The organism is Streptomyces viridochromogenes DSM 40736, assembly GCF_000158955.1.
Taxonomy (GTDB): domain Bacteria; phylum Actinomycetota; class Actinomycetes; order Streptomycetales; family Streptomycetaceae; genus Streptomyces; species Streptomyces venetus.
Window position 1 is genome coordinate 3,343,325 of record NZ_GG657757.1, and the last position, 18,112, is coordinate 3,361,436.

The window sequence follows — 18,112 nt, forward strand, 5'->3', positions numbered from 1 at the left end:
CAAGGGGCGCGGGACAGTGACATGTGCGGCTCCGCCGCGTGGGCGCGATCAACCACGACGCACCCACAGCCCGCCACCACCGAAACCCGGCGGACGAGCAGCCCGGCCCGGCCGGCGCGCGTTACGGCGTACAGACCTTCGTCAGTTCGCCCGCCGCGTCCGTGACCGGGCTGATGTCGGGCGTCTCGTCGCCGTTCTTGATCGACGTGCGGACGTTGTCCACGGCCTTGTTGAGGTCGTCCACGGCCTTGTTGACGTCCGTGTTGTCGGTCCTGTCGCCGATCTCGCCGAGGTTCTTGTCGATGGAGTCGAGGGACTCGTCGAGCTGCGTCGGGTCGTCGGCGGCGCTGTCCACGGCCTGCTGGAGTTCCGTGACGCTGTCGGCGATGGCGTCGGCGGTCTGGACGCAGTCCAGTGCCTTGTCGACGGCGGCGCAGCCGGTGGTGAGTCCGGCGGTGAGCGCGACGGCCGCCAGGGTGGCGGCGACGGCTGCGGTGCGGCGTCGGCGGCTCGCGGCCATGGAGCGGTCCCTCTCGTTCGGCGGGCCGGTCGGGCCCGTGCGGGTGGCCGGGCGCACAGGGTTGAGCCCGTGCGCCCGTACCCCTTCAGACGCGAGCGTGCTCGGCGCGGTTGCCCGTGCCGAGCACCTGTTTTTGGTGCGCTCTTTACTTTCCGAGGACGGTATCGAGCGCGGTGCGCTGGTGGGCGGCGAGTTCGGAGCAGCCGGCGACGGCGAGGTCGAGGAGGGCGTTCAGTTCGTCGCGGGCGAAGGGTTCGGCCTCGGCGGTGCCCTGGACCTCGACGAAGCGGCCGTCGCCGGTGCAAACGACGTTCATGTCGGTGTCGGCCTTGACGTCCTCCTCGTAGCAGAGGTCGAGGAGGGGGACGCCGCCGACGATGCCGACGGAGACGGCCGAGACCGTGCCGGTGAGGGGCTGGCGGCCGGCCTTGATGAGCTTCTTGCGCTGGGCCCAGGCGACGGCGTCGGCGAGGGCGACGTAGGCGCCGGTGATGGCGGCGGTGCGGGTGCCGCCGTCGGCCTGGAGGACGTCGCAGTCGAGAACGATGGTGTTCTCGCCGAGGGCCTTGTAGTCGATGACGGCGCGCAGGGAGCGGCCGATGAGGCGGCTGATCTCGTGGGTGCGGCCGCCGATGCGGCCCTTGACGGATTCGCGGTCGCCTCGGGTGTTGGTGGAGCGGGGCAGCATGGAGTACTCGGCGGTGACCCAGCCTTCGCCGCTGCCCTTGCGCCAGCGGGGGACGCCTTCGGTGACGGAGGCGGTGCAGAAGACCTTGGTGTCGCCGAAGGAGACGAGAACGGAGCCTTCGGCGTGCTTGCTCCAGCCGCGTTCGATGGTGATCGGGCGGAGTTGCTGGGGGGTGCGGCCGTCGATTCGAGACATGGCCCTGAGCCTATCCGTACCTGTGGAAGGGGCCCCTCCCGTGGTGCTGAGGGGCCCGTTCAGGGGGTGAAGCCGGGGACGATGCCCGCTCTTTACATCAGGTCTTCGATCTCCGCGGCGATGGGGTCGGCGTCGGTGCCGATGACGACCTGGATCGCGGTGCCCATCTTGACGACGCCGTGGGCGCCGGCGGCCTTCAGGGCGGCGTCGTCGACCTTGGAGGGGTCGACGACCTCGGTGCGCAGGCGGGTGATGCAGCCTTCGACCTCTTCGATGTTGTCGATGCCGCCGAGCCCGGCAACGATCTTCTCAGCCTTGCTGGCCATGTTCGTTCTCCCTGATCCAAGGCGCTGTGTCGTTCGCGCCAGCGGGACCGTCCCGTTTCCGACTGGTCTACACCAGGAGTCCGCCTCTCGACAAAGCGCCGGGGCTTGATCGTCGCAGCGGGCGGAATTGGCGGGTTCCACTCGTTCGGCCTACCGTGCTACAACTGGTCTACACCACTCACCGGTGGAGGTCGCGCGGCGGAGTCCGCGGTCCTTTTCTGAGACGCCGCCGTCCCCCTGTCGAACCCTTCCTGGGCGGCGCCGTGCCCCATGGAGGAAGTTCATGTCCACAGCCACTGCCGCGCCCGCGGGCCCGAAGAAGGGCTCCGCGGTGATGGCGGTCCTGCAGCGTATCGGCCGCAGCCTCATGCTGCCCGTCGCCGTCCTGCCGGCCGCCGCCCTCCTGGTCCGCCTCGGCAACACCGACATGCTGGGGCGGGAGTCGTTCCCCGCCTTCATCACCAAGATCGCGGGATTCATGGCCGCTGGTGGCAACGCGATCCTCGACAACATGGCGCTGCTGTTCGCCGTGGGCATCGCTATCGGCTTCGCGAAGAAGTCGGACGGCTCGACCGCTCTGGCGGCCGTGGTCGGCTACCTCGTCTTCAAGAACGTGCTCGCCACGTTCACGGACCCGAACCTGCCGCAGGTGGCGACGGCCGTCGACGGCAAGGTCGTCATGGTCGACGCGCCGGTGGACGCCAAGGTGCTCGGCGGTGTGGTGATGGGCATCGTCGTCGCCCTGCTCTACCAGCGCTTCTACCGGACCAAGCTGCCCGACTGGGCGGGCTTCTTCGGCGGGCGGCGCATGGTCCCGATCCTGTCCGCCTTCGCGGGCCTGGTCATCGGTATCGTCTTCGGCTACATCTGGCCGGTCCTCGGCACGGCTCTGCACAACTTCGGTGAGTGGCTGGTCGGCTCCGGGGCCGTCGGCGCGGGCATCTTCGGTGTCGCCAACCGGGCGCTGATCCCGATCGGCATGCACCACCTGCTGAACTCCTTCCCCTGGTTCCAGGCCGGCACCTACGAGGGCAAGAGCGGCGACATCGCCCGGTTCCTGGCGGGCGATCCGAGCGCCGGGCAGTTCATGACCGGCTTCTTCCCGATCATGATGTTCGCGCTGCCCGCGGCCTGCCTGGCGATCGTGCACTGCGCCCGGCCGGAGCGCCGCAAGGTCGTCGGCGGCATGATGTTCTCCCTCGCGCTGACCTCGTTCGTCACGGGTGTCACCGAGCCGATCGAGTTCACCTTCATGTTCATCGCCCCGGTGCTGTACGCGATCCACGCGGTGCTGACCGGTGTCTCGATGGCGCTGACCTGGGCCCTGGGGATGAAGGACGGCTTCGGCTTCTCGGCCGGCGCGGTGGACTACTTCCTGAACCTGGGCATCGCGACCAACCCGTGGGGTCTGGCCCTGGTCGGCCTGTGCTTCGCGGCGGTCTACTACGTGGTGTTCCGCTTCGCGATCACCAGGTTCAACCTGCCGACGCCGGGCCGTGAGTCCGACGAGGAACTCGCCGAGCTGCAGAAGGCGGAGGCGAAGTAGCCCGCCCGCGAAAACACGGCCGCACACGGTGAAGGCCCCGGAACCGCGCTCGGTTCCGGGGCCCTTCGCGTGCGCGGACCGCGCGTGGTCCGTCAGATCTCGTACGTCTGCCCCGGCGCGGCCAGGTGCACCGGACCGTCGTACACCTCGCGGGCGTCGACCACGTTGACCTGGGGGTCCGTCCACGGCGGGACGTGGGTGAGGACCAGGCGGCGGGCACCTGTCCGGGCGGCCGTCTCACCCGCCTCACGGCCGTTGAGGTGCAGGTCGGGGATGTTCTCCTTGCCGTGCGTGAACGCCGCCTCGCACAGGAACAGGTCGGCGCCCCGCGCCAGTTCGTCCAGGGCGGGGCTCACGCCGGTGTCGCCGGAGTACGTCAGGACCTTGCCGCCGTGTTCGACGCGGATGCCGTACGCCTCCACGGGGTGGGCGACCCGCTCGGTGTGCACCGTGAAGGGGCCGATGTCGAAGGTGGACGGCTTGACCGTGTGGAAGTCGAAGACCTCGCTCATGGAGGAGGCGGAGGGGGTGTCCGCGTAGGCGGTGGTCAGCCGGTGTTCCGTGCCTTCGGGTCCGTAGACGGGGAGCGGATTGCAGCGGCCGCCGTCGTGGCGGTAGTAGCGCGCGACGAAGTACGCGCACATGTCGATGCAGTGGTCGGCGTGCAGATGACTGAGGAAGATCGCGTCGAGGTCGTAGAGACCGCAGTGGCGCTGCAGCTCGCCGAGGGCACCGTTGCCCATGTCGAGAAGCAGCCGGAAGCCGTCGGCCTCGACGAGGTAGCTCGAGCAGGCCGATTCCGCGGACGGGAACGACCCCGAGCAGCCGACGACGGTGAGCTTCATGAAGCAGAAACCTCCGCTGGCGGGAAATGTCTGAGAGGGGCGTCGGGGGTCGTGCGGTTCGTCGAGCGTAAGGCGCAAAACCTCCGGTAGCTCCTCCGCCAGGGCCCGTTGTGGGCGAACTCACCTGTGGTGTCACCGGTTCGGCTGGCAGGCCCGGTGTGATCCTTGCGAGGAAGGGCGCGTGGGAGGGATGGCGCCGGTAACGTCTCAGTATGGACACGTCCTGGTGGCTGGCGCTCGCCGCGGTGGTACTGCTCGCGCTCGTCGCCACGCTCGTCGATGGCTGGGGGCGGCGGTCGAGCGGGCGGCGGGCCCGGGCGGCGGCACCGGCCCTCGTGCTGGCGGGTCGGCCGCAGCCGGCGGAGATCTGGTGGGCCGACGTGCCGTTCGAGGACGAGTCCCGCACGAAGGACCGGCCGTGTCTGGTGCTGGCGGTGCGCGGGGAGCGGGCGACGGTCGCCAAGATCACCACCCGGTTCCGGCACGAGCGCACCGGTGTGATTCCCCTTCCCCCGGGGTCGGTCGGTGACGCCCAGGGCCGCGCGAGCTTCCTGGAGACGGACGAGTTGCGGGAGGTTCCGGTCTGGGGTTTCCGGCGGCGGGTCGGGGTGGTGGATCCGGCGTTGTGGGACCAGGTGCGGTATCTGGCGGGCTGATCTGCCGGGAGAGCCGGAGAACGGAGCCGGGAAAAGAAAGAAGGGCTGGAGTCGCGACTCCAGCCCTTGTGTGTGCTCTTGGTGTGCGGCTATGCCCAGAGCTGGCCCTGGAGCGTCTCGATGGCCTCTTCGGTCGTGGCAGCCGTGTAGACGCCCGTCGACAGGTACTTCCAGCCGCCGTCGGCGACGACGAAGGCGATGTCGGCCGGCTCACCGGCCTTGACGGCCTTCTTGCCCACGCCGATCGCGGCGTGCAGCGCGGCACCGGTCGAGACTCCGGCGAAGATGCCCTCCTGCTGGAGCAGCTCGCGGGTGCGGGTGACCGCGTCCGCGGAGCCGACCGAGAAGCGGCTGGTGAGGACGGACTCGTCGTAGAGCTCGGGGACGAAGCCCTCGTCGAGGTTGCGCAGGCCGTAGACCAGGTCGTCGTAGCGCGGCTCGGCCGCGACGATCTGGACGTCCGGCTTGTGCTCGCGCAGGTAGCGGCCCACGCCCATGAGGGTGCCGGTGGTGCCGAGGCCCGCCACGAAGTGGGTGACGGAGGGCAGGTCGGCGAGGATCTCCGGGCCGGTGGTCGCGTAGTGGGCGCCCGCGTTGTCCGGATTGCCGTACTGGTAGAGCATCACCCAGTCCGGGTGTTCGGCCGAGAGCTCCTTGGCCACGCGCACGGCGGTGTTGGAGCCGCCCGCGGCCGGTGAGGAGACGATCTCCGCGCCCCACATGCCCAGCAGGTCCCGGCGCTCCTGCGAGGTGTTCTCCGGCATCACGCACACGATGCGGTAGCCCTTGAGCTTCGCCGCCATGGCCAGGGAGATGCCGGTGTTCCCCGACGTGGGCTCAAGGATGGTGCAGCCCGGGGTCAGGCGGCCGTCCTTCTCCGCCTGCTCGATCATGTGCAGGGCGGGCCGGTCCTTGACCGACCCCGTCGGGTTGCGGTCCTCCAGCTTCGCCCAGATGCGGACGTCGGGGGACGGCGACAGCCGCGGCAGGCGCACCAGGGGGGTGTTGCCGACCGCGGCCAGGGGGGAGTCGTAGCGCATCGGTGATCAGACCATGCCGCCGGCCACGGCCGGCAGGATCGTGACGTTGTCGCCGTCCGACAGCTTGGTGTTGATGCCGTCGAGGAAGCGGACGTCCTCGTCGTTCAGGTACACGTTGACGAAGCGGCGCAGCTGGTCGCCGTCGACGATGCGGGCCTGGATGCCCGCGTGCCGGGTCTCGAGGTCGGTGAACAGCTCGGCGAGGGTGTCACCGCTGCCCTCCACCGCCTTCTGACCGTCGGTGTACGTGCGGAGGATGGTCGGGATGCGGACCTCGATGGCCATGGCTTCAGGGCTCCTGTCGGGAGTAGTCGGTCGGGGCGCGCGGCAGCGCAGGAACAGCGGGGTGGTGCGTGTGTGCGGCGCCGCGGCTCACGGCCGTACGGCGGCAGGTTTCGGCGTCAACAGATGGCGCTGGCGAGCCTGCACAGGTCGACGTGCAGCCGCGCAACGAGCAGCTCGCCCGGCGTCTTGTCGCTCACGTCGTGGACAACCATGGGGTCATCGTATCGATTCCCGGTCCGGGTTCTGGAATGTGATCCCACATCGCGGACGGTTCCGGGCCGGGGAGTGAGACCGTGCTGTTCAGGCCCGGATCGGCGGGTTCTCAGTAGGCCTCGACGACCTGGACTTCTTCCTCTGTGACCGCGCCCTCGACGATCCGGAACGAGCGGAACTGGAACTCTCCGGCCCCGTCGGTGTCGGCGGTGGAGACGAGGACGTAGTGGGCGCCCGGCTCGTTCGCGTAGGAGATGTCGGTGCGGGAGGGGTAGGCCTCGGTCGCGGTGTGGGAGTGGTAGATGACCACCGGCTCCTCGTCGCGGTCGTCCATCTCGCGGTAGAGCTTGAGCAGGTCGCCGGAGTCGAACTCGTAGAACGTGGGCGACATGGCCGCGTTCAGCATGGGGATGAAGCGCTCGGGGCGGTCCGAGCCCGCCGGGCCCGCCACGACGCCGCACGCCTCGTCGGGGTGGTCCTTGCGCGCATGGGCGACGATCTGGTCGACGAGGGCCTGGGTGATGGTCAGCATGCTGGCCAGGATAAGCAGAAGGGCCGTTCCGTACCGATGGCTGGTACGGAACGGCCCACATGCCGGACGCCCTGAGCGGCAGCCGCAGGGGGTGCCACGAGTACTCCCTACGGCTGGGCGTCCTGGGAGAGGCTGCTCGGCGGCGCCGCCAGGGGCGCGGGGAACCGCGCGACCTGCCACGACGATGCCGCGTGCAGCCGTCGGCCTTCCACGGCACTCACCGCACAGGCTCTTCCAGCGAAGCGCCTACCCGACCTTCTGGAACTCCGCGTCGCGGCGCTCGGCGATCTGCGGGTTGCGGCTCTTGAGGATCGCCCAGCCGATGCCCAGGGCGACGGCCCAGCCGGCCGCGACGTACAGGCAGACCCGCGCGTCCTTGTCGTACGCGATCATGCCGGTCACGCCGATGAGGAAGAGCAGCGCGACCCAGCTGAAGAGCGCTCCGCCGGGGGCGGGGAAGGACGAGGCGCGCAGCCGGCCCGCGTCGACCGCGGAGCGGTAGCGGATGTGGCTGACGAGGATCATCATCCAGGTCCAGATGCCGGCCGCGGTGGCGACGGAGGTGACGTAGAGGAACGCCTTCTCCGGGACGACGTAGTTCAGGACGACGCCGATGCCCATGAGCGCCACGGAGACCGTGATGCCGACGGCGGGCGTCTTGCGGGCGTTGAGCTTGCCGAACACCTGCGGGGCCTCGCTGTTGGCGGCGAGGTCGCGCAGCATCCGGCCGGTCGAGTACATGCCCGAGTTGCAGGACGACAGGGCCGCGGTGAGCACCACGAAGTTGACGATGCCCGCGGCGAGCGGGATGCCGATCTCGCCGAACGCGTGGACGAACGGGCTCTCGCCGGCGGAGAAGTCGGTCCACTTGACGACGGAGAGGATCACCAGCAGCGCGCCGACGTAGAAGACGATGATGCGCCAGGGCAGGGTGTTGATGGCCTTGGGCAGGGTCTTCTCGGGGTTCTCGGACTCGCCCGCGGTGACGCCGACGAGTTCGACGGCGAGGTAGGCGAACATGACGCCCTGGAGCGTCATCAGGCTGGAGCCGATGCCGTTCGGGAAGAAGCCGTCGTGCGACCAGAGGTTGGAGACGGTGGCGGTGTCACCGGCGTCGGAGAAGCCGAGGGTGAGCACGCCGAGGCCGATGACGATCATGCCGATGATGGCCGTGACCTTGATCATCGAGAACCAGAACTCGACCTCGCCGAAGATCTTGACGGAGATCAGGTTGACGCCGAAGAGCACCACCAGGAACACCAGGGCGCTGACCCACTGCGGGATGTCGGGGAACCAGAAGTGGATGTAGATGGCGGCGGCCGTGAGTTCGGCCATGCCGGTGACCACCCACATGAGCCAGTACGTCCAGCCCGTGACGAACCCGAAGAACGGGCCGAGGAACTCGCGGGCGTACTCGGCGAAGGAGCCGGAGACGGGCCGGTAGAGGAGCAGTTCGCCCAGGGCCCTCATGATGAAGAAGATGATGACGCCGGCGAGGGCGTACATGAGGATGATGCTGGGGCCGGCCTTCGCGATGTTCGCCCCGGCGCCCATGAACAGGCCGACGCCGATGGCGCCGCCGATCGCGATCATCTGGACCTGGCGGCTGCCGAGTCCGCGCTCGTACCCCTCTTCGGAGACGTTTTCCGTGTCGACCTGCGCAGAGGTCATGTGTGGTGCGCCTTTCTCCATGTCGACCCGGACCTGTTGTCGGTCTCGGATCGGGTCTCGATCCCCCCGGATGATGGAGTCGAGCGGGCCCTGGGGGCCCACTCATGCCTGGTCGGCGATCCGCCGGCCACATGGCGCACCCGGCCGAACATACGGGTGGTGTTCGCCGGGCGGTCGTGAAGATTTATCACGGCCGCAATACTGATCACACGGGTGATATGTGACGCACAACACAGGGAGAATTGGACAAAGCACGCCCGAAGGGCCCATAGAAGGCGGGTGCGGTGACGCGATCGTTATCCGGATTTGAGTGTCCTCTGAGCGAACACCGATCGGTCATCCGGCGATCACAGGGCCTGCACACATCAGGGCATAAGGGTCCCGACCAGCGTTTCCTGGAGTCCGCCCAGCCACAGGTAGGCCATCACCATCGGCTTGCGCGGGTCGTCGTCCGGAAGGCGGTACAGGAGGTCGGTGTCGTCCTCGTCGGTGATCTCCAGCCGGGAGCCGATCGCGAGCCGCAGGTCGTTCAGGGCGCTCAGCCACTGCTGGGACTCCGCCACCGACAGCTTGAGCACCGCGCCGCCCTCACCGGCCGCGTCCGAGGAGAGCGCGTCCAGGGTGCGGACCACCGTGAGGGCGTTGTCCCGCTTTCCGGCCCGCAGGTCGTTCTCGGTGTAGCGGCGGAACTCGGCGGAGTACGCCCGCTGCTCCTCGGCGTCCCGGGCCGTGGCAGGCTCCTCCGGGTCGCTGTACGCGTCCGGGAAGAGCCGCTTGAGCACCGGGTCGGCGGGCGGCTCGCTCGGACCCTCCGCGAACAGCTCGGCGAGCGGGTCCTCGGGGGCGTCCTCGGCCGGGCCGGGGCCGATGAGTTCCAGAAGCTGGACGGCCAGCGACCGGATGATGGAAATCTCGACGTCGTCGAGGGCGACGGCCGCGCCGCCGCCGGGAAGCGGTTCGAAGGTTCCGGGCATGAACGCCTTTTCGCTGCTGGGCGGGGTGCTGGCTACTTGCGGTCCTGCTGGAGAGTGGCCCACAGGCCGTAGCCGTGCATGGCCTGCACGTCGCGTTCCATCTCCTCGCGGCTGCCGCTGGAGACGACCGCCCGGCCCTTGTGGTGGACGTCGAGCATGAGCTTGGTGGCCTTGTCCTTGGAGTAGCCGAAGTACGTCTGGAAGACGTACGTCACATAGCTCATGAGGTTGACCGGGTCGTTGTGGACGATGGTGACCCACGGAACGTCCGGCTCGGGCACGGCGAAGACCTCCTCCGCCGACTCGGTCCGTTCGATCTCCAGGGGTGCGGGTGACGTCACACAGCCCATGCTGCCACCCGAGGGGGGTAGACGCACAAACTGGCCTGGCAGTAAGGCGATCGCGTCTCGCGGGACCGCAATCGTCAGATTGACGAAATGGGGGTACGATCCCGCTCATGAACACAGCGGACCTTGGGCTGCCGGAAGAAGAAGGGCGCGAAGCGCTTCCTCAGAAGGGTGGTGGTGGGCGCCGGGTGGGCGTTCCCTCGACGGCGCTCTTCACGGACCAGTACGAGCTGACGATGGTGCGGGCCGCCCTGGCGGCGGGCACGGCCGAGCGGCGGAGCGTGTTCGAGGTCTTCACCCGGCGGCTGCCGAACGGACGCCGTTACGGCGTCGTGGCGGGCACCGGGCGGGTGCTGGACGCGGTGGAGAACTTCCGCTTCGACGGGGCCGTCCTCGACTTCCTGCGCGAGCGGGAGATCGTCGACGAGGAGACCCTCCGGTGGCTCGCCGGCTACCGCTTCAGCGGGGACATCTGGGGCTATCCCGAGGGCGAGGTGTACTTCCCGGGCTCGCCGATCATGCGGGTGGAGGGCACGTTCGCCGAGTGCGTGCTGCTGGAGACCGTGATCCTGTCGATCCTCAACCACGACTCGGCGATCGCCGCGGCCGCCTCGCGCATGTCCGCGGCGGCGGGTGACCGGCCCCTGATCGAGATGGGCGCCCGGCGCACCCACGAGCTGGCGGCGGTGGCGGCGTCCCGGGCGGCGTACGTGGGCGGCTTCGCCACCACCTCCGACCTGGCCGCCGGGTTCCGGTACGGCATTCCCACCGTGGGCACCTCAGCGCACGCCTTCACACTGCTGCACGACAGCGAGCGGGACGCCTTCCAGGCCCAGGTGAACACGCTGGGGCGGGGCACGACGCTGCTGGTGGACACGTACGACGTCGCCGAGGCGGTCCGGACGGCCGTCGAGGTCGCCGGGACCGGGCTGGGCGCGGTGCGGATCGACTCCGGTGACCTGCTGCTGGTGGCGCACCGGGTGCGGCAGCAGCTGGACGAGCTGGGCGCGAGGGACACGAAGATCGTCGTGACCTCGGACCTGGACGAGTACGCGATCGCCTCGCTGGCGGCGGCGCCGGTCGACGCGTACGGCGTCGGCACGCAGCTGGTGACCGGTTCCGGGCACCCGACGTCCTCGATGGTCTACAAGCTGGTCGCGCGGGCGGAGTCGGCCCGGCCGAACGCGCCGCTGGTGCCGGTGGCGAAGCGGTCCACCGGCGGCAAGACGTCCGTGGGCGGGCGCAAGTGGGCCGCGCGGCGGCTGGACGCGTACGGGGTCGCCGAGGCCGAGGTGGTGGGCACCGGGCCGGTGCCGGGCGAGCTGGCGGACCGGCAGCTGCTGGTGGAGCTGGTCAAGGGGGGTGAGGTGGTCGCCCGCGAGCCGTTGGACGCGGCGCGCGAGCGGCACGCGGCGGCGCGCGAGGGGCTCCCGATGTCGGCCACGCAGCTCTCGCGCGGGGAGCCCGTCCTTCCGACGGAGTACCTGCACGGCGCCTCGGGTAGCTAATTGCGGTGTGCCGTGATGCGCCGACCCGTGACCCCTCCCGACCCCTCAACCATGGCAATAGGCTCGGAAGTTCAACGGCCGGGCCTGCCGACCTCATAGCCGAAGGACACCGACCATGCGCCGCGCCTTGATCGTCGTAGACGTGCAGAACGACTTCTGCGAGGGGGGCAGCCTCGCGGTGTCCGGCGGTGCCGACGTGGCCGCCGCGATCACGGAGCTGATAGGGCAGGCGGCCGGGTCCGGCTACCAGCACGTCGTGGCCTCGCGCGACCACCACATCGCCCCCGGTGGCCACTTCTCCACGAACCCCGACTACGTCCGCTCCTGGCCGGCGCACTGCGTCGCCGGCACGGAGGGTGTCGGCTTCCATCCGAACTTCGCCCCGGCCGTCGCGTCCGGCGCGGTCGACGCCGTGTTCGACAAGGGGGCGTACGAGGCGGCGTACAGCGGTTTCGAGGGAACCGACGAGAACGGCACGTCACTGGCCGACTGGCTCCGGTCCCGCGAGGTCTCCGAGGTGGACGTGGTCGGCATCGCCACGGACCACTGCGTACGCGCCACGGCCCTGGACGCCGTGCGGGAGGGATTCCGCACCCAGGTCCTCCTCGACCTCACGGCGGGCGTCTCCCCGGAGACCACCGAGCGCGCGATCGAGGAGCTGCGGGAGGCAGGCGTGGAGCTCTCCGGGAAGCCCGTCGTCCAGTAGGGCGCGGCGGTCCCCGGCGGTGCTCAGGTCTGGGCCGTCGGGCGTCTCAGGAGGGACCTGATCGGACGCCACAGCTCTGTCGCGAGGTCCGGGGTCAGGACACCGTTGTCAGGAGCCGTGCGCCATATGAGGCCGTCCGGGTGGTGGAGGACGGCGGTGATCTCGTCGGGGGTCGGCCCGGCGGCGTTGCCGCGCAGGTAGACCGACCGCAGTCCCAGGTTGCGGAGCCTGGTCAGGGCTCGGGCGCGGTTCGCCGCGTGGACGAGTACGCGGACGGAACCCGGGCCGTCGGCGGCGGGGCTGGGCAGGTTCAGCGCCACCACCACGGTGCCGTTCGGCAGCTTGCAGAAGCCTCCTGCGGCCATGCGGTCATACCCCCGTGTCGGTCGGTGTGTCGGTCGGTGTCAATAAGAAAACCACAGGACGCACCTAAACACGGATCGGCGGCGACCCGCCAGGGGGTCACCGCCGATCATGCTCTGACCTGCTACAACGCGTTTTACTTCACCGCGGGGCCGACCTCGAGCTCGATCGTCGAGCCGTCCTTGGCCTCCTTGATGATCTTGATCTTGGTGTTGGTGTCAGTGATCTTGACGCCGCCGGTCTTGTTCGACGGGTCGTAGTAGGTGCTGGTGCGGTCGTTGAAGACCGAGACGCCCTTCGACGACTTGATCTTGGTCGCGACGTCCGCGTTGTGCAGCGTGATGCCGTCGGTGCGGTACAGGCTGAACGGCGAGTCGTAGGCCTGGATGCGGTTGCGCATCAGCGTGCCGTCGGACCACTTCATCGCCTTCGGGTGCGAGTCGATCGGCAGGACCAGACCGGTGCCCGGGTGGACGCTGGTGTTGTTGTCCGCCTGGGAGGTGTCCCACTTCCAGATCAACAGGCCGTTCTGGTACGGGTAGTGCTCCACCCAGTCCGGACGGGTCTTGGAGAAGCCGAAGTTGTACGGGCCGACCTTGAGGGTCTTGTCGTACGAGACGTACTGGCGGTTCTCCGCGATGTAGTACTGCGCGTAGTCCTTGGTGAAGGACGCGCCCATGCGGGAGAAGCCGACGGCCTTCCAGGCCGGGTCCGCGGACTCGGCGTCGTCGGAGAAGACGGCGGCACCGTCGGCGGTCACGGTGATCCGGTCGGCCGCGAAGCCCTTCATCGCCAGACCGCCGTCGGTCTGGTAGCGGAAGCGCAGGTCGATCTTCTTGCCCGCGTAGGCGTCCAGCGGGAACGCCAGCTTCTTGTACGCGTCGACCGTGCCGGTCAGGGCCGGCTTGTCGCTGCCGTCACGCGGGATCGGCTGACCGTCCACCGTGCCGTCCAGGGCGGTCCAGTTGGCGCCGCCGTCGGTCGAGACCTCGGCGTAGAGGTAGTCGTAGTTGGCCTCGATCTCGTACCAGCCGTCGAGGGTCAGCGACGCCGACGTCTTGCCGGTCAGGTCGACGGAACGGGTCAGCGTGTTCTTCAGGTCGTTGCCGCTGCCGCTCCACCACTGGGTGGCGCCCTGGGCCGGCTTGACGAGCTCGGTGGTGACGGCCCGCTTCGGCAGGTCGACCACGAGCGCCTGCTTGTGCTTGGTGTTGAACTCGGCGAGCCCCAGCTTGTGCCAGGAGCTCGTCGCGGCCTTCGCCGTGTCGTACTTGAGCCAGCCCAGCTGGAGCTTGTCCCAGGCGGTCATGTCGCCGGGCAGGTCACCGATCTCGTTCTTGCCGGTGCCGAGCCAGGAGCCGGAGGACATCAGGGTCCAGAAGCCGGTCGAGTTGTCACCGGCGCCGGTGGTGTCGTAGTGGTCCGGCAGGCCGAGGTCGTGGCCGTACTCGTGGGCGTAGACGCCGAGTCCGCCGTTCTCGGGCTGGACCGTGTAGTCGCCGACCCAGAGGCCGGTGTCGCCGATCTTCGCGCCGCCGAGCTTGTTGTCCGCGGGGCCGGTGGCGCCGGCGTCGGTGCCGAAGGCGTACCAGCGGTGGGCCCAGATCGCGTCCTCGCCCTGGACGCCGCCGCCGGCGGACTCGTCCTCACCGGCGTGCACGACCTGGAAGTGGTCGATGTAGCCGTCGGGCTCGTTGAAGTCGCCGTCGCCGTCGAAGTCGTAGCGGTCCCACTGGTCGTACTGCTTGACGTCCGCCTTGATCTGCGCGTCGGTCCGGCCGGCCGCCTTCTGCTGGGCGACCCAGGCGTTCAGACCGTCCTTGACGACGTTCCACACGCTCGGGCAGTTGGTGTCACCGCAGGCGTTGTTGCCGTAACGCGCCTCGTTGTAGGGGACCTTGACCCAGTCCGAGACCTCGCCCTCGACCGAGTAGCGGCCGGAGGACTGCTTCTCGTAGTACTTCTTCACCGACTCGGCGTTCTTGCCGGTGCCGAAGTAGAGGTCCTCGAAGTACTTCTGGTTGTAGTCCGCGCGCCAGGCCGTGGAGTTGTCCTTCTTGCGGTCCGGCTTGGCTATCTTGTTGTGCAGCGGGCCGGGGGTGCCGCCGAACTCGCTGATCTGGTCGCCGAACTCGACCAGGATCGTGAAGATCTTGTCGGTCTTCTCGCGGCCGAGCTCGACGTACTTGCTGTCGCCCTTCTTGCTCTTGAGCTGGACGACCTTCGAGCCCTCACGGTTCTTCACCGTGGTCTTGCCGGATATGACCTGCTTCAGGGCCTCTTGGCGCTGTGCCTCCTGGGTCTTGCTCAGCGGGCCTTCGAGGTCGTGCTCGGAGCCGTGGCGGTCCGCCGGGTCGTGCCGGTCCACGGTGGTGGACCTCGGGGCGGAGGTGTCGTCGGCCTGCGCCACACCGAGAGCCGAGCCGGTGGCGGTGGCCGCCGCGAGCGCCACACCGATGGCAGTCGCTCTGAACGTCCAGGGTCTTCTGGTCACTTGAGTTCCTCCCCCGCGTCCGGGCGCGCGGAAGGAAGGGTCCTGGGTCAGGCAGGGTCCGCGCGCGCGTGATCAACGCGTGTAGTCAAGTGACGACATTTGACTAGAGGTTAAGCAGAAAAGACAGACCTTGACTTGGACAAGTCAAGTGCACTATGCGGAGCCGACGTTCGTTTTGCGGACAACCAACGGGTCGCCACCGGGATGCCCGTCCGGCAGTGGGCGCGTGCATATGTCCACTCCGTGGACGCCATGACTCCGTGCGCCCCCTGTGCTCCGGCCCTGTTGATTAGGTCACGCTTACCGCGCGTTCCGCTCGGGCACCCTGCCGGTTAGAGTCGCTTGGCGGAACGCCCGGAAGCTGGCGGAATGCCAGGCCGACACCCCCGTGGACCCCCACTTTCGAGGACATGATGGCCATGCCCCGTCCGACCTCCGCACAGCTCGCCTACGGTTCCTGCACCGTGATCCTGTCGACCCTCGCCATGCTGCTGCTGTCCCAGACGAGTTCGGGCGTGGGGATCGCGATCATCGCTGTCGCGGCGCTCGCCCTCGGGCTGCTGGTCGCCATGACGGTACCGCTGCCCGGACGGCGCCCGGCCGCGGTGGAACGGCCCGCACCCGAGAAGCCCGTACGGGCCTCGGTCGCCGCTCCGGCCCCGGAGCCGGTGCGCGAGCGGGCGGTCTCCTGACCGCCGGCTGATCCACCTGTGCCTCAATCGGTGCTGACCACGACCGTTCGTGCCGCCTTGTCGTGCAGGCCCTGCTTGTAGGGCCGGTCGAAGTAGCTCCAGCCACCGCAGATCGCGGTCCAGACGCAGGCGCAGCAGAAGGCGAACGGGATCCACAGCACGGCGGCGCGCGACAGCGAGCCCTGCACGGAGGGCGTGCTGCCGTCGTCGAGGTTGGCCACGCGCATGTGCAGCAGTTTCTTGCCGAGGGTCTGGCCGGTCCTGGAGGTCAGGACGGTGTCGTAGGCGATGTAGAGGACGGCGGCGACCGCCGACTGCCACAAGGACTTGCCGACCTCGACGCGATCGCTGTCCACGTCGAACTCGCTGACGCCGATGCCCCAGGTGAGCAGCCAGACGACGACACCCACGAGGATCATGTCGAGGATGCGGGCGAGAGTGCGCTTGCCGCTGTCGGCGAGCGGGGGCATGCCGGCGAGGGGGTCGGCGGGGTAGGAGCCGCCGCCGTACGGGGAACCGCCGCCGGGACCGCCCTGGCCGCCACCCTGGCCGCCGCCGGGACCGCCCTCGCCGCCGCCTTGGTCTGCGCCCTGGCCGCCTCCCGGGTACGGCGGGGGCTCGCTGCCGTAGGGAGAGCCCGTGTCCTCGCCGGGCGGCTCGTTCGAAGGCCGCTTCCTGAACGGGTCGTCATCCGGGGGCTGCTGACCGGAGCCGGGGGGCGGTTCACTGCTCATGGCCCGAGTCGACCGCGAACACCCCGGCTCCGCATCCGGCAGACGGCCGTCCGGGGTACGGCTTCGCCGGGGCCGCTCAGCCCGCCACGAACGTGTGTGCCGCCTTGTCGTGCCAGCACTGGCGCCACGGCTTGTCGAAGACGCACCAGACGACGCCGACGATCCCCACGACGAGGAGTCCGGGCACGCTGTAGACCAGCCAGCGGCGCAGGGCCGCCCCGAACTCAGGGGCGTCGTGGCCCTCGATGTCCCGCACCTCGAGACCCATCAGCTTCTTGCCGAGGGTGCGGCCCCACTTGACGGTGGGCAGCACCTCGGCGACGACGCCGACGAGCAGCAGGACCGCCAGGACGATGCCGAGGTACACCGACGTGGTGCCGTCGAGCAGCCAGACCGTGACGGTCTCGCCGGAGAGCTTGGCCGCGTCGATCTTCTCGTTGACGTGGTCGACGGCCTTGATGCCGAGCGGTACGGCGGCCCCGGCGGTGAGGCCGGCGAGGACGACGGTGTCCAGCAGCCGGGCGGCCAGCCGCTTCCCGAGCCCCGCGGGGCGGGCCGCCGCCTGCCGCCGGGCCGCCGCCTGGAACAGGTCCTCGACCGGCGGCTTCCAAGGTGCGACGGGCTGATCGTCACCGCCGCCCGCTCCGGCGAGCCGGTGCACCTGCTGCGCCCAGGAGGACTGACCGCCGCCGGGGCCGGCGCTGAGGGGGGTGGCGGCGGAGGCGGCGGGGCCGGACTGCGCAGGTACGACGGGGGCGGGGGCCGACTGGGGACCCGACAGGGCCGCCGGGGCGGTGGAGGCCTGGGCTCCCGCGACCCCGGCGCCGCTCTGCGCGGCGGCGGCACGGGCGGCGGCGGCCTTGCCGGCACCGAAGCCGGGACGGTTCGAGGGGTCGGCCGGGGCCGCCGCGCCGAAGCCGGAGCCCACGGGGGCCGGCACCGGAACCGGCCGGCCCGGGCTGCGCGCCGAAGGCGGCTGCCGCCGAGTCGGCACCGGAGCCCGCCGCACCGGCCCGCGGACCGAAACCGGGCGCCGCGGGGTCGCCCGCGGAACCACCGGTCCGCGCACCGAAGCCGGACCCCGCCGGGCCGCCCCCGGACCCCGCACCGCCCGAACCCGGGCGCGGCGACACCGCGCGGAACGTCATCGTGCCCTCCTCGGGCGCCTCCGCGGAGGCCCCTGGCCCGCTGCCTGGCTCGCCCGTCGGGCGGCGGAAGACGAACGTGTTGCCCGCGGCCGCCGCCCCGGACTCCTGGTCGGCGGCGGCGGGCGGGATGTTCGCCGTGCCGTCGGTGCGGGCGGACTCGCCGGAAGGCGGGCTGTCGGCGTGCGGCACCCTCGGGTCGGCGCCCTGCCCGCCCGTCCCCTGCGCCACCGGCGGTGACCCCCAGGAGACGCGGCGGTCCTGGCCGCCGAAGCCGGACTGGTGGGAGCGGTCGGCGCCCCACGCGGACGCGGGCTCGGGGCGGCTGCCGTGCTGGGAGTCGGCGGCGGAGGGCTCCTCGACCGGGTCCTCGTCGAAGAAGTGCGGGCCGGTCTCCTCGACCGAGGCGGCGCCGGACTGCCCCGCACCGGGCGGCGGCGCGAGCGTCTCGCCGTCCTGGGGCGCCGGACGGCTGGTGCCCGGCACCCAGGAGGCACCGTTCCAGTACCGGACGTATCCAGGAATGGAGGGGTCCGGGTAATACCCTTCGCGGGGCCTGTCGTCACCGGGGGCCGGGGTTGGGGCGCTCATCTCCGTCGTCCCGCTATCTGCTCGAGGGCCAAATGGGGGCC

General features: G+C 70.0%; 19 protein-coding genes and 1 pseudogene. 5 read left to right on the plus strand and 15 right to left on the minus strand.

What is annotated here, in order from left to right; all coding sequences use genetic code 11:
- Positions 1-121: 121 nt before the first annotated feature.
- The 3 genes from SSQG_RS14615 to SSQG_RS14625 form a co-directional block, all read right to left on the minus strand.
- Positions 122-520 (minus strand): hypothetical protein, encoded by a 399-nt coding sequence (locus SSQG_RS14615; protein ID WP_039932735.1) that lies wholly within the window; start codon positions 518-520, stop codon positions 122-124.
- 145 nt (positions 521-665) lie between these two features.
- Complete coding sequence (gene rph / locus SSQG_RS14620; RefSeq protein ID WP_003990546.1) at positions 666-1,403, minus strand: ribonuclease PH; 738 nt, start codon at positions 1,401-1,403, stop codon at positions 666-668.
- Positions 1,404-1,495: 92 nt separating this feature from the next.
- Positions 1,496-1,729 (minus strand): glucose PTS transporter subunit EIIB, encoded by a 234-nt coding sequence (locus SSQG_RS14625; RefSeq protein WP_003990547.1) that lies wholly within the window; start codon positions 1,727-1,729, stop codon positions 1,496-1,498.
- Between the two features lie 283 nt (positions 1,730-2,012).
- Here SSQG_RS14625 and SSQG_RS14630 point away from each other — a divergent pair, with 283 nt between their 5' ends.
- Positions 2,013-3,275: a PTS transporter subunit EIIC gene (locus SSQG_RS14630; protein WP_003990548.1), complete on the plus strand. Its 1,263-nt coding sequence runs from the start codon at positions 2,013-2,015 to the stop codon at positions 3,273-3,275.
- A gap of 92 nt (positions 3,276-3,367) precedes the next feature.
- Here the strand turns inward: SSQG_RS14630 and SSQG_RS14635 are convergent, their stop codons facing one another.
- Positions 3,368-4,120: an MBL fold metallo-hydrolase gene (locus SSQG_RS14635; RefSeq protein ID WP_003990549.1), complete on the minus strand. Its 753-nt coding sequence runs from the start codon at positions 4,118-4,120 to the stop codon at positions 3,368-3,370.
- 212 nt (positions 4,121-4,332) lie between these two features.
- Between SSQG_RS14635 and SSQG_RS14640 the strand changes: the two genes are divergently transcribed.
- Positions 4,333-4,776, plus strand: coding sequence for a type II toxin-antitoxin system PemK/MazF family toxin (locus SSQG_RS14640; RefSeq protein WP_003990550.1), 444 nt, complete (start codon positions 4,333-4,335; stop codon positions 4,774-4,776).
- Between the two features lie 89 nt (positions 4,777-4,865).
- On the opposite strand, the gene SSQG_RS14645 is transcribed toward SSQG_RS14640, so the two are convergent.
- From SSQG_RS14645 to clpS, 7 genes are all read right to left on the minus strand, one after another.
- Positions 4,866-5,816 carry a PLP-dependent cysteine synthase family protein gene (locus SSQG_RS14645; RefSeq protein ID WP_003990551.1) on the minus strand — a complete coding sequence of 317 codons (951 nt, stop codon included), beginning with the start codon at positions 5,814-5,816 and terminating at the stop codon, positions 4,866-4,868.
- Positions 5,817-5,822: 6 nt separating this feature from the next.
- A complete protein-coding gene (locus SSQG_RS14650) occupies positions 5,823-6,101 on the minus strand; it encodes a MoaD/ThiS family protein (RefSeq protein ID WP_003990552.1) in 279 nt (92 codons plus the stop codon).
- Between the two features lie 116 nt (positions 6,102-6,217).
- Positions 6,218-6,313 carry a putative leader peptide gene (locus SSQG_RS43680; protein ID WP_338117253.1) on the minus strand — a complete coding sequence of 32 codons (96 nt, stop codon included), beginning with the start codon at positions 6,311-6,313 and terminating at the stop codon, positions 6,218-6,220.
- Positions 6,314-6,423: 110 nt separating this feature from the next.
- Complete coding sequence (locus SSQG_RS14655) at positions 6,424-6,846, minus strand: Mov34/MPN/PAD-1 family protein (protein WP_003990554.1); 423 nt, start codon at positions 6,844-6,846, stop codon at positions 6,424-6,426.
- Positions 6,847-7,092: 246 nt separating this feature from the next.
- Entirely contained in the window at positions 7,093-8,517 is a 1,425-nt protein-coding gene (locus tag SSQG_RS14660; protein WP_003990555.1) for an amino acid permease, read from the minus strand.
- A gap of 365 nt (positions 8,518-8,882) precedes the next feature.
- Entirely contained in the window at positions 8,883-9,491 is a 609-nt protein-coding gene (locus SSQG_RS14665) for a DUF2017 domain-containing protein (RefSeq protein ID WP_003990556.1), read from the minus strand.
- Positions 9,492-9,523: 32 nt separating this feature from the next.
- The gene (gene clpS, locus SSQG_RS14670; protein ID WP_003990557.1) at positions 9,524-9,841 is read right to left on the minus strand and encodes an ATP-dependent Clp protease adapter ClpS; all 318 of its coding nucleotides are present in this window, start codon (positions 9,839-9,841) and stop codon (positions 9,524-9,526) included.
- Positions 9,842-9,948: 107 nt separating this feature from the next.
- On the opposite strand from clpS, the gene SSQG_RS14675 reads away from it, so the two are divergent.
- Both SSQG_RS14675 and SSQG_RS14680 read left to right on the plus strand, forming a co-directional pair.
- The gene (locus SSQG_RS14675) at positions 9,949-11,346 is read left to right on the plus strand and encodes a nicotinate phosphoribosyltransferase (protein ID WP_003990558.1); all 1,398 of its coding nucleotides are present in this window, start codon (positions 9,949-9,951) and stop codon (positions 11,344-11,346) included.
- Positions 11,347-11,461: 115 nt separating this feature from the next.
- Positions 11,462-12,052 carry a nicotinamidase gene (locus SSQG_RS14680; RefSeq protein WP_003990559.1) on the plus strand — a complete coding sequence of 197 codons (591 nt, stop codon included), beginning with the start codon at positions 11,462-11,464 and terminating at the stop codon, positions 12,050-12,052.
- Between the two features lie 23 nt (positions 12,053-12,075).
- Here the strand turns inward: SSQG_RS14680 and SSQG_RS14685 are convergent, their stop codons facing one another.
- Both SSQG_RS14685 and SSQG_RS14690 read right to left on the minus strand, forming a co-directional pair.
- The gene (locus tag SSQG_RS14685) at positions 12,076-12,417 is read right to left on the minus strand and encodes a hypothetical protein (protein ID WP_003990560.1); all 342 of its coding nucleotides are present in this window, start codon (positions 12,415-12,417) and stop codon (positions 12,076-12,078) included.
- Positions 12,418-12,551: 134 nt separating this feature from the next.
- Positions 12,552-14,909, minus strand: coding sequence for an immune inhibitor A domain-containing protein (locus tag SSQG_RS14690; RefSeq protein ID WP_003990561.1), 2,358 nt, complete (start codon positions 14,907-14,909; stop codon positions 12,552-12,554).
- Positions 14,910-15,322: 413 nt separating this feature from the next.
- Between SSQG_RS14690 and SSQG_RS14695 the strand changes: the two genes are divergently transcribed.
- Positions 15,323-15,601: a hypothetical protein gene (locus SSQG_RS14695; RefSeq protein WP_078507025.1), complete on the plus strand. Its 279-nt coding sequence runs from the start codon at positions 15,323-15,325 to the stop codon at positions 15,599-15,601.
- Positions 15,602-15,624: 23 nt separating this feature from the next.
- Here the strand turns inward: SSQG_RS14695 and SSQG_RS14700 are convergent, their stop codons facing one another.
- Positions 15,625-16,335 (minus strand): RDD family protein, encoded by a 711-nt coding sequence (locus tag SSQG_RS14700; RefSeq protein WP_039932742.1) that lies wholly within the window; start codon positions 16,333-16,335, stop codon positions 15,625-15,627.
- A 76-nt stretch (positions 16,336-16,411) separates the two neighbouring features.
- Positions 16,412-18,071, minus strand: a pseudogene (locus SSQG_RS14705) (RDD family protein).
- Between the last annotated feature and the right edge of the window lie 41 nt (positions 18,072-18,112).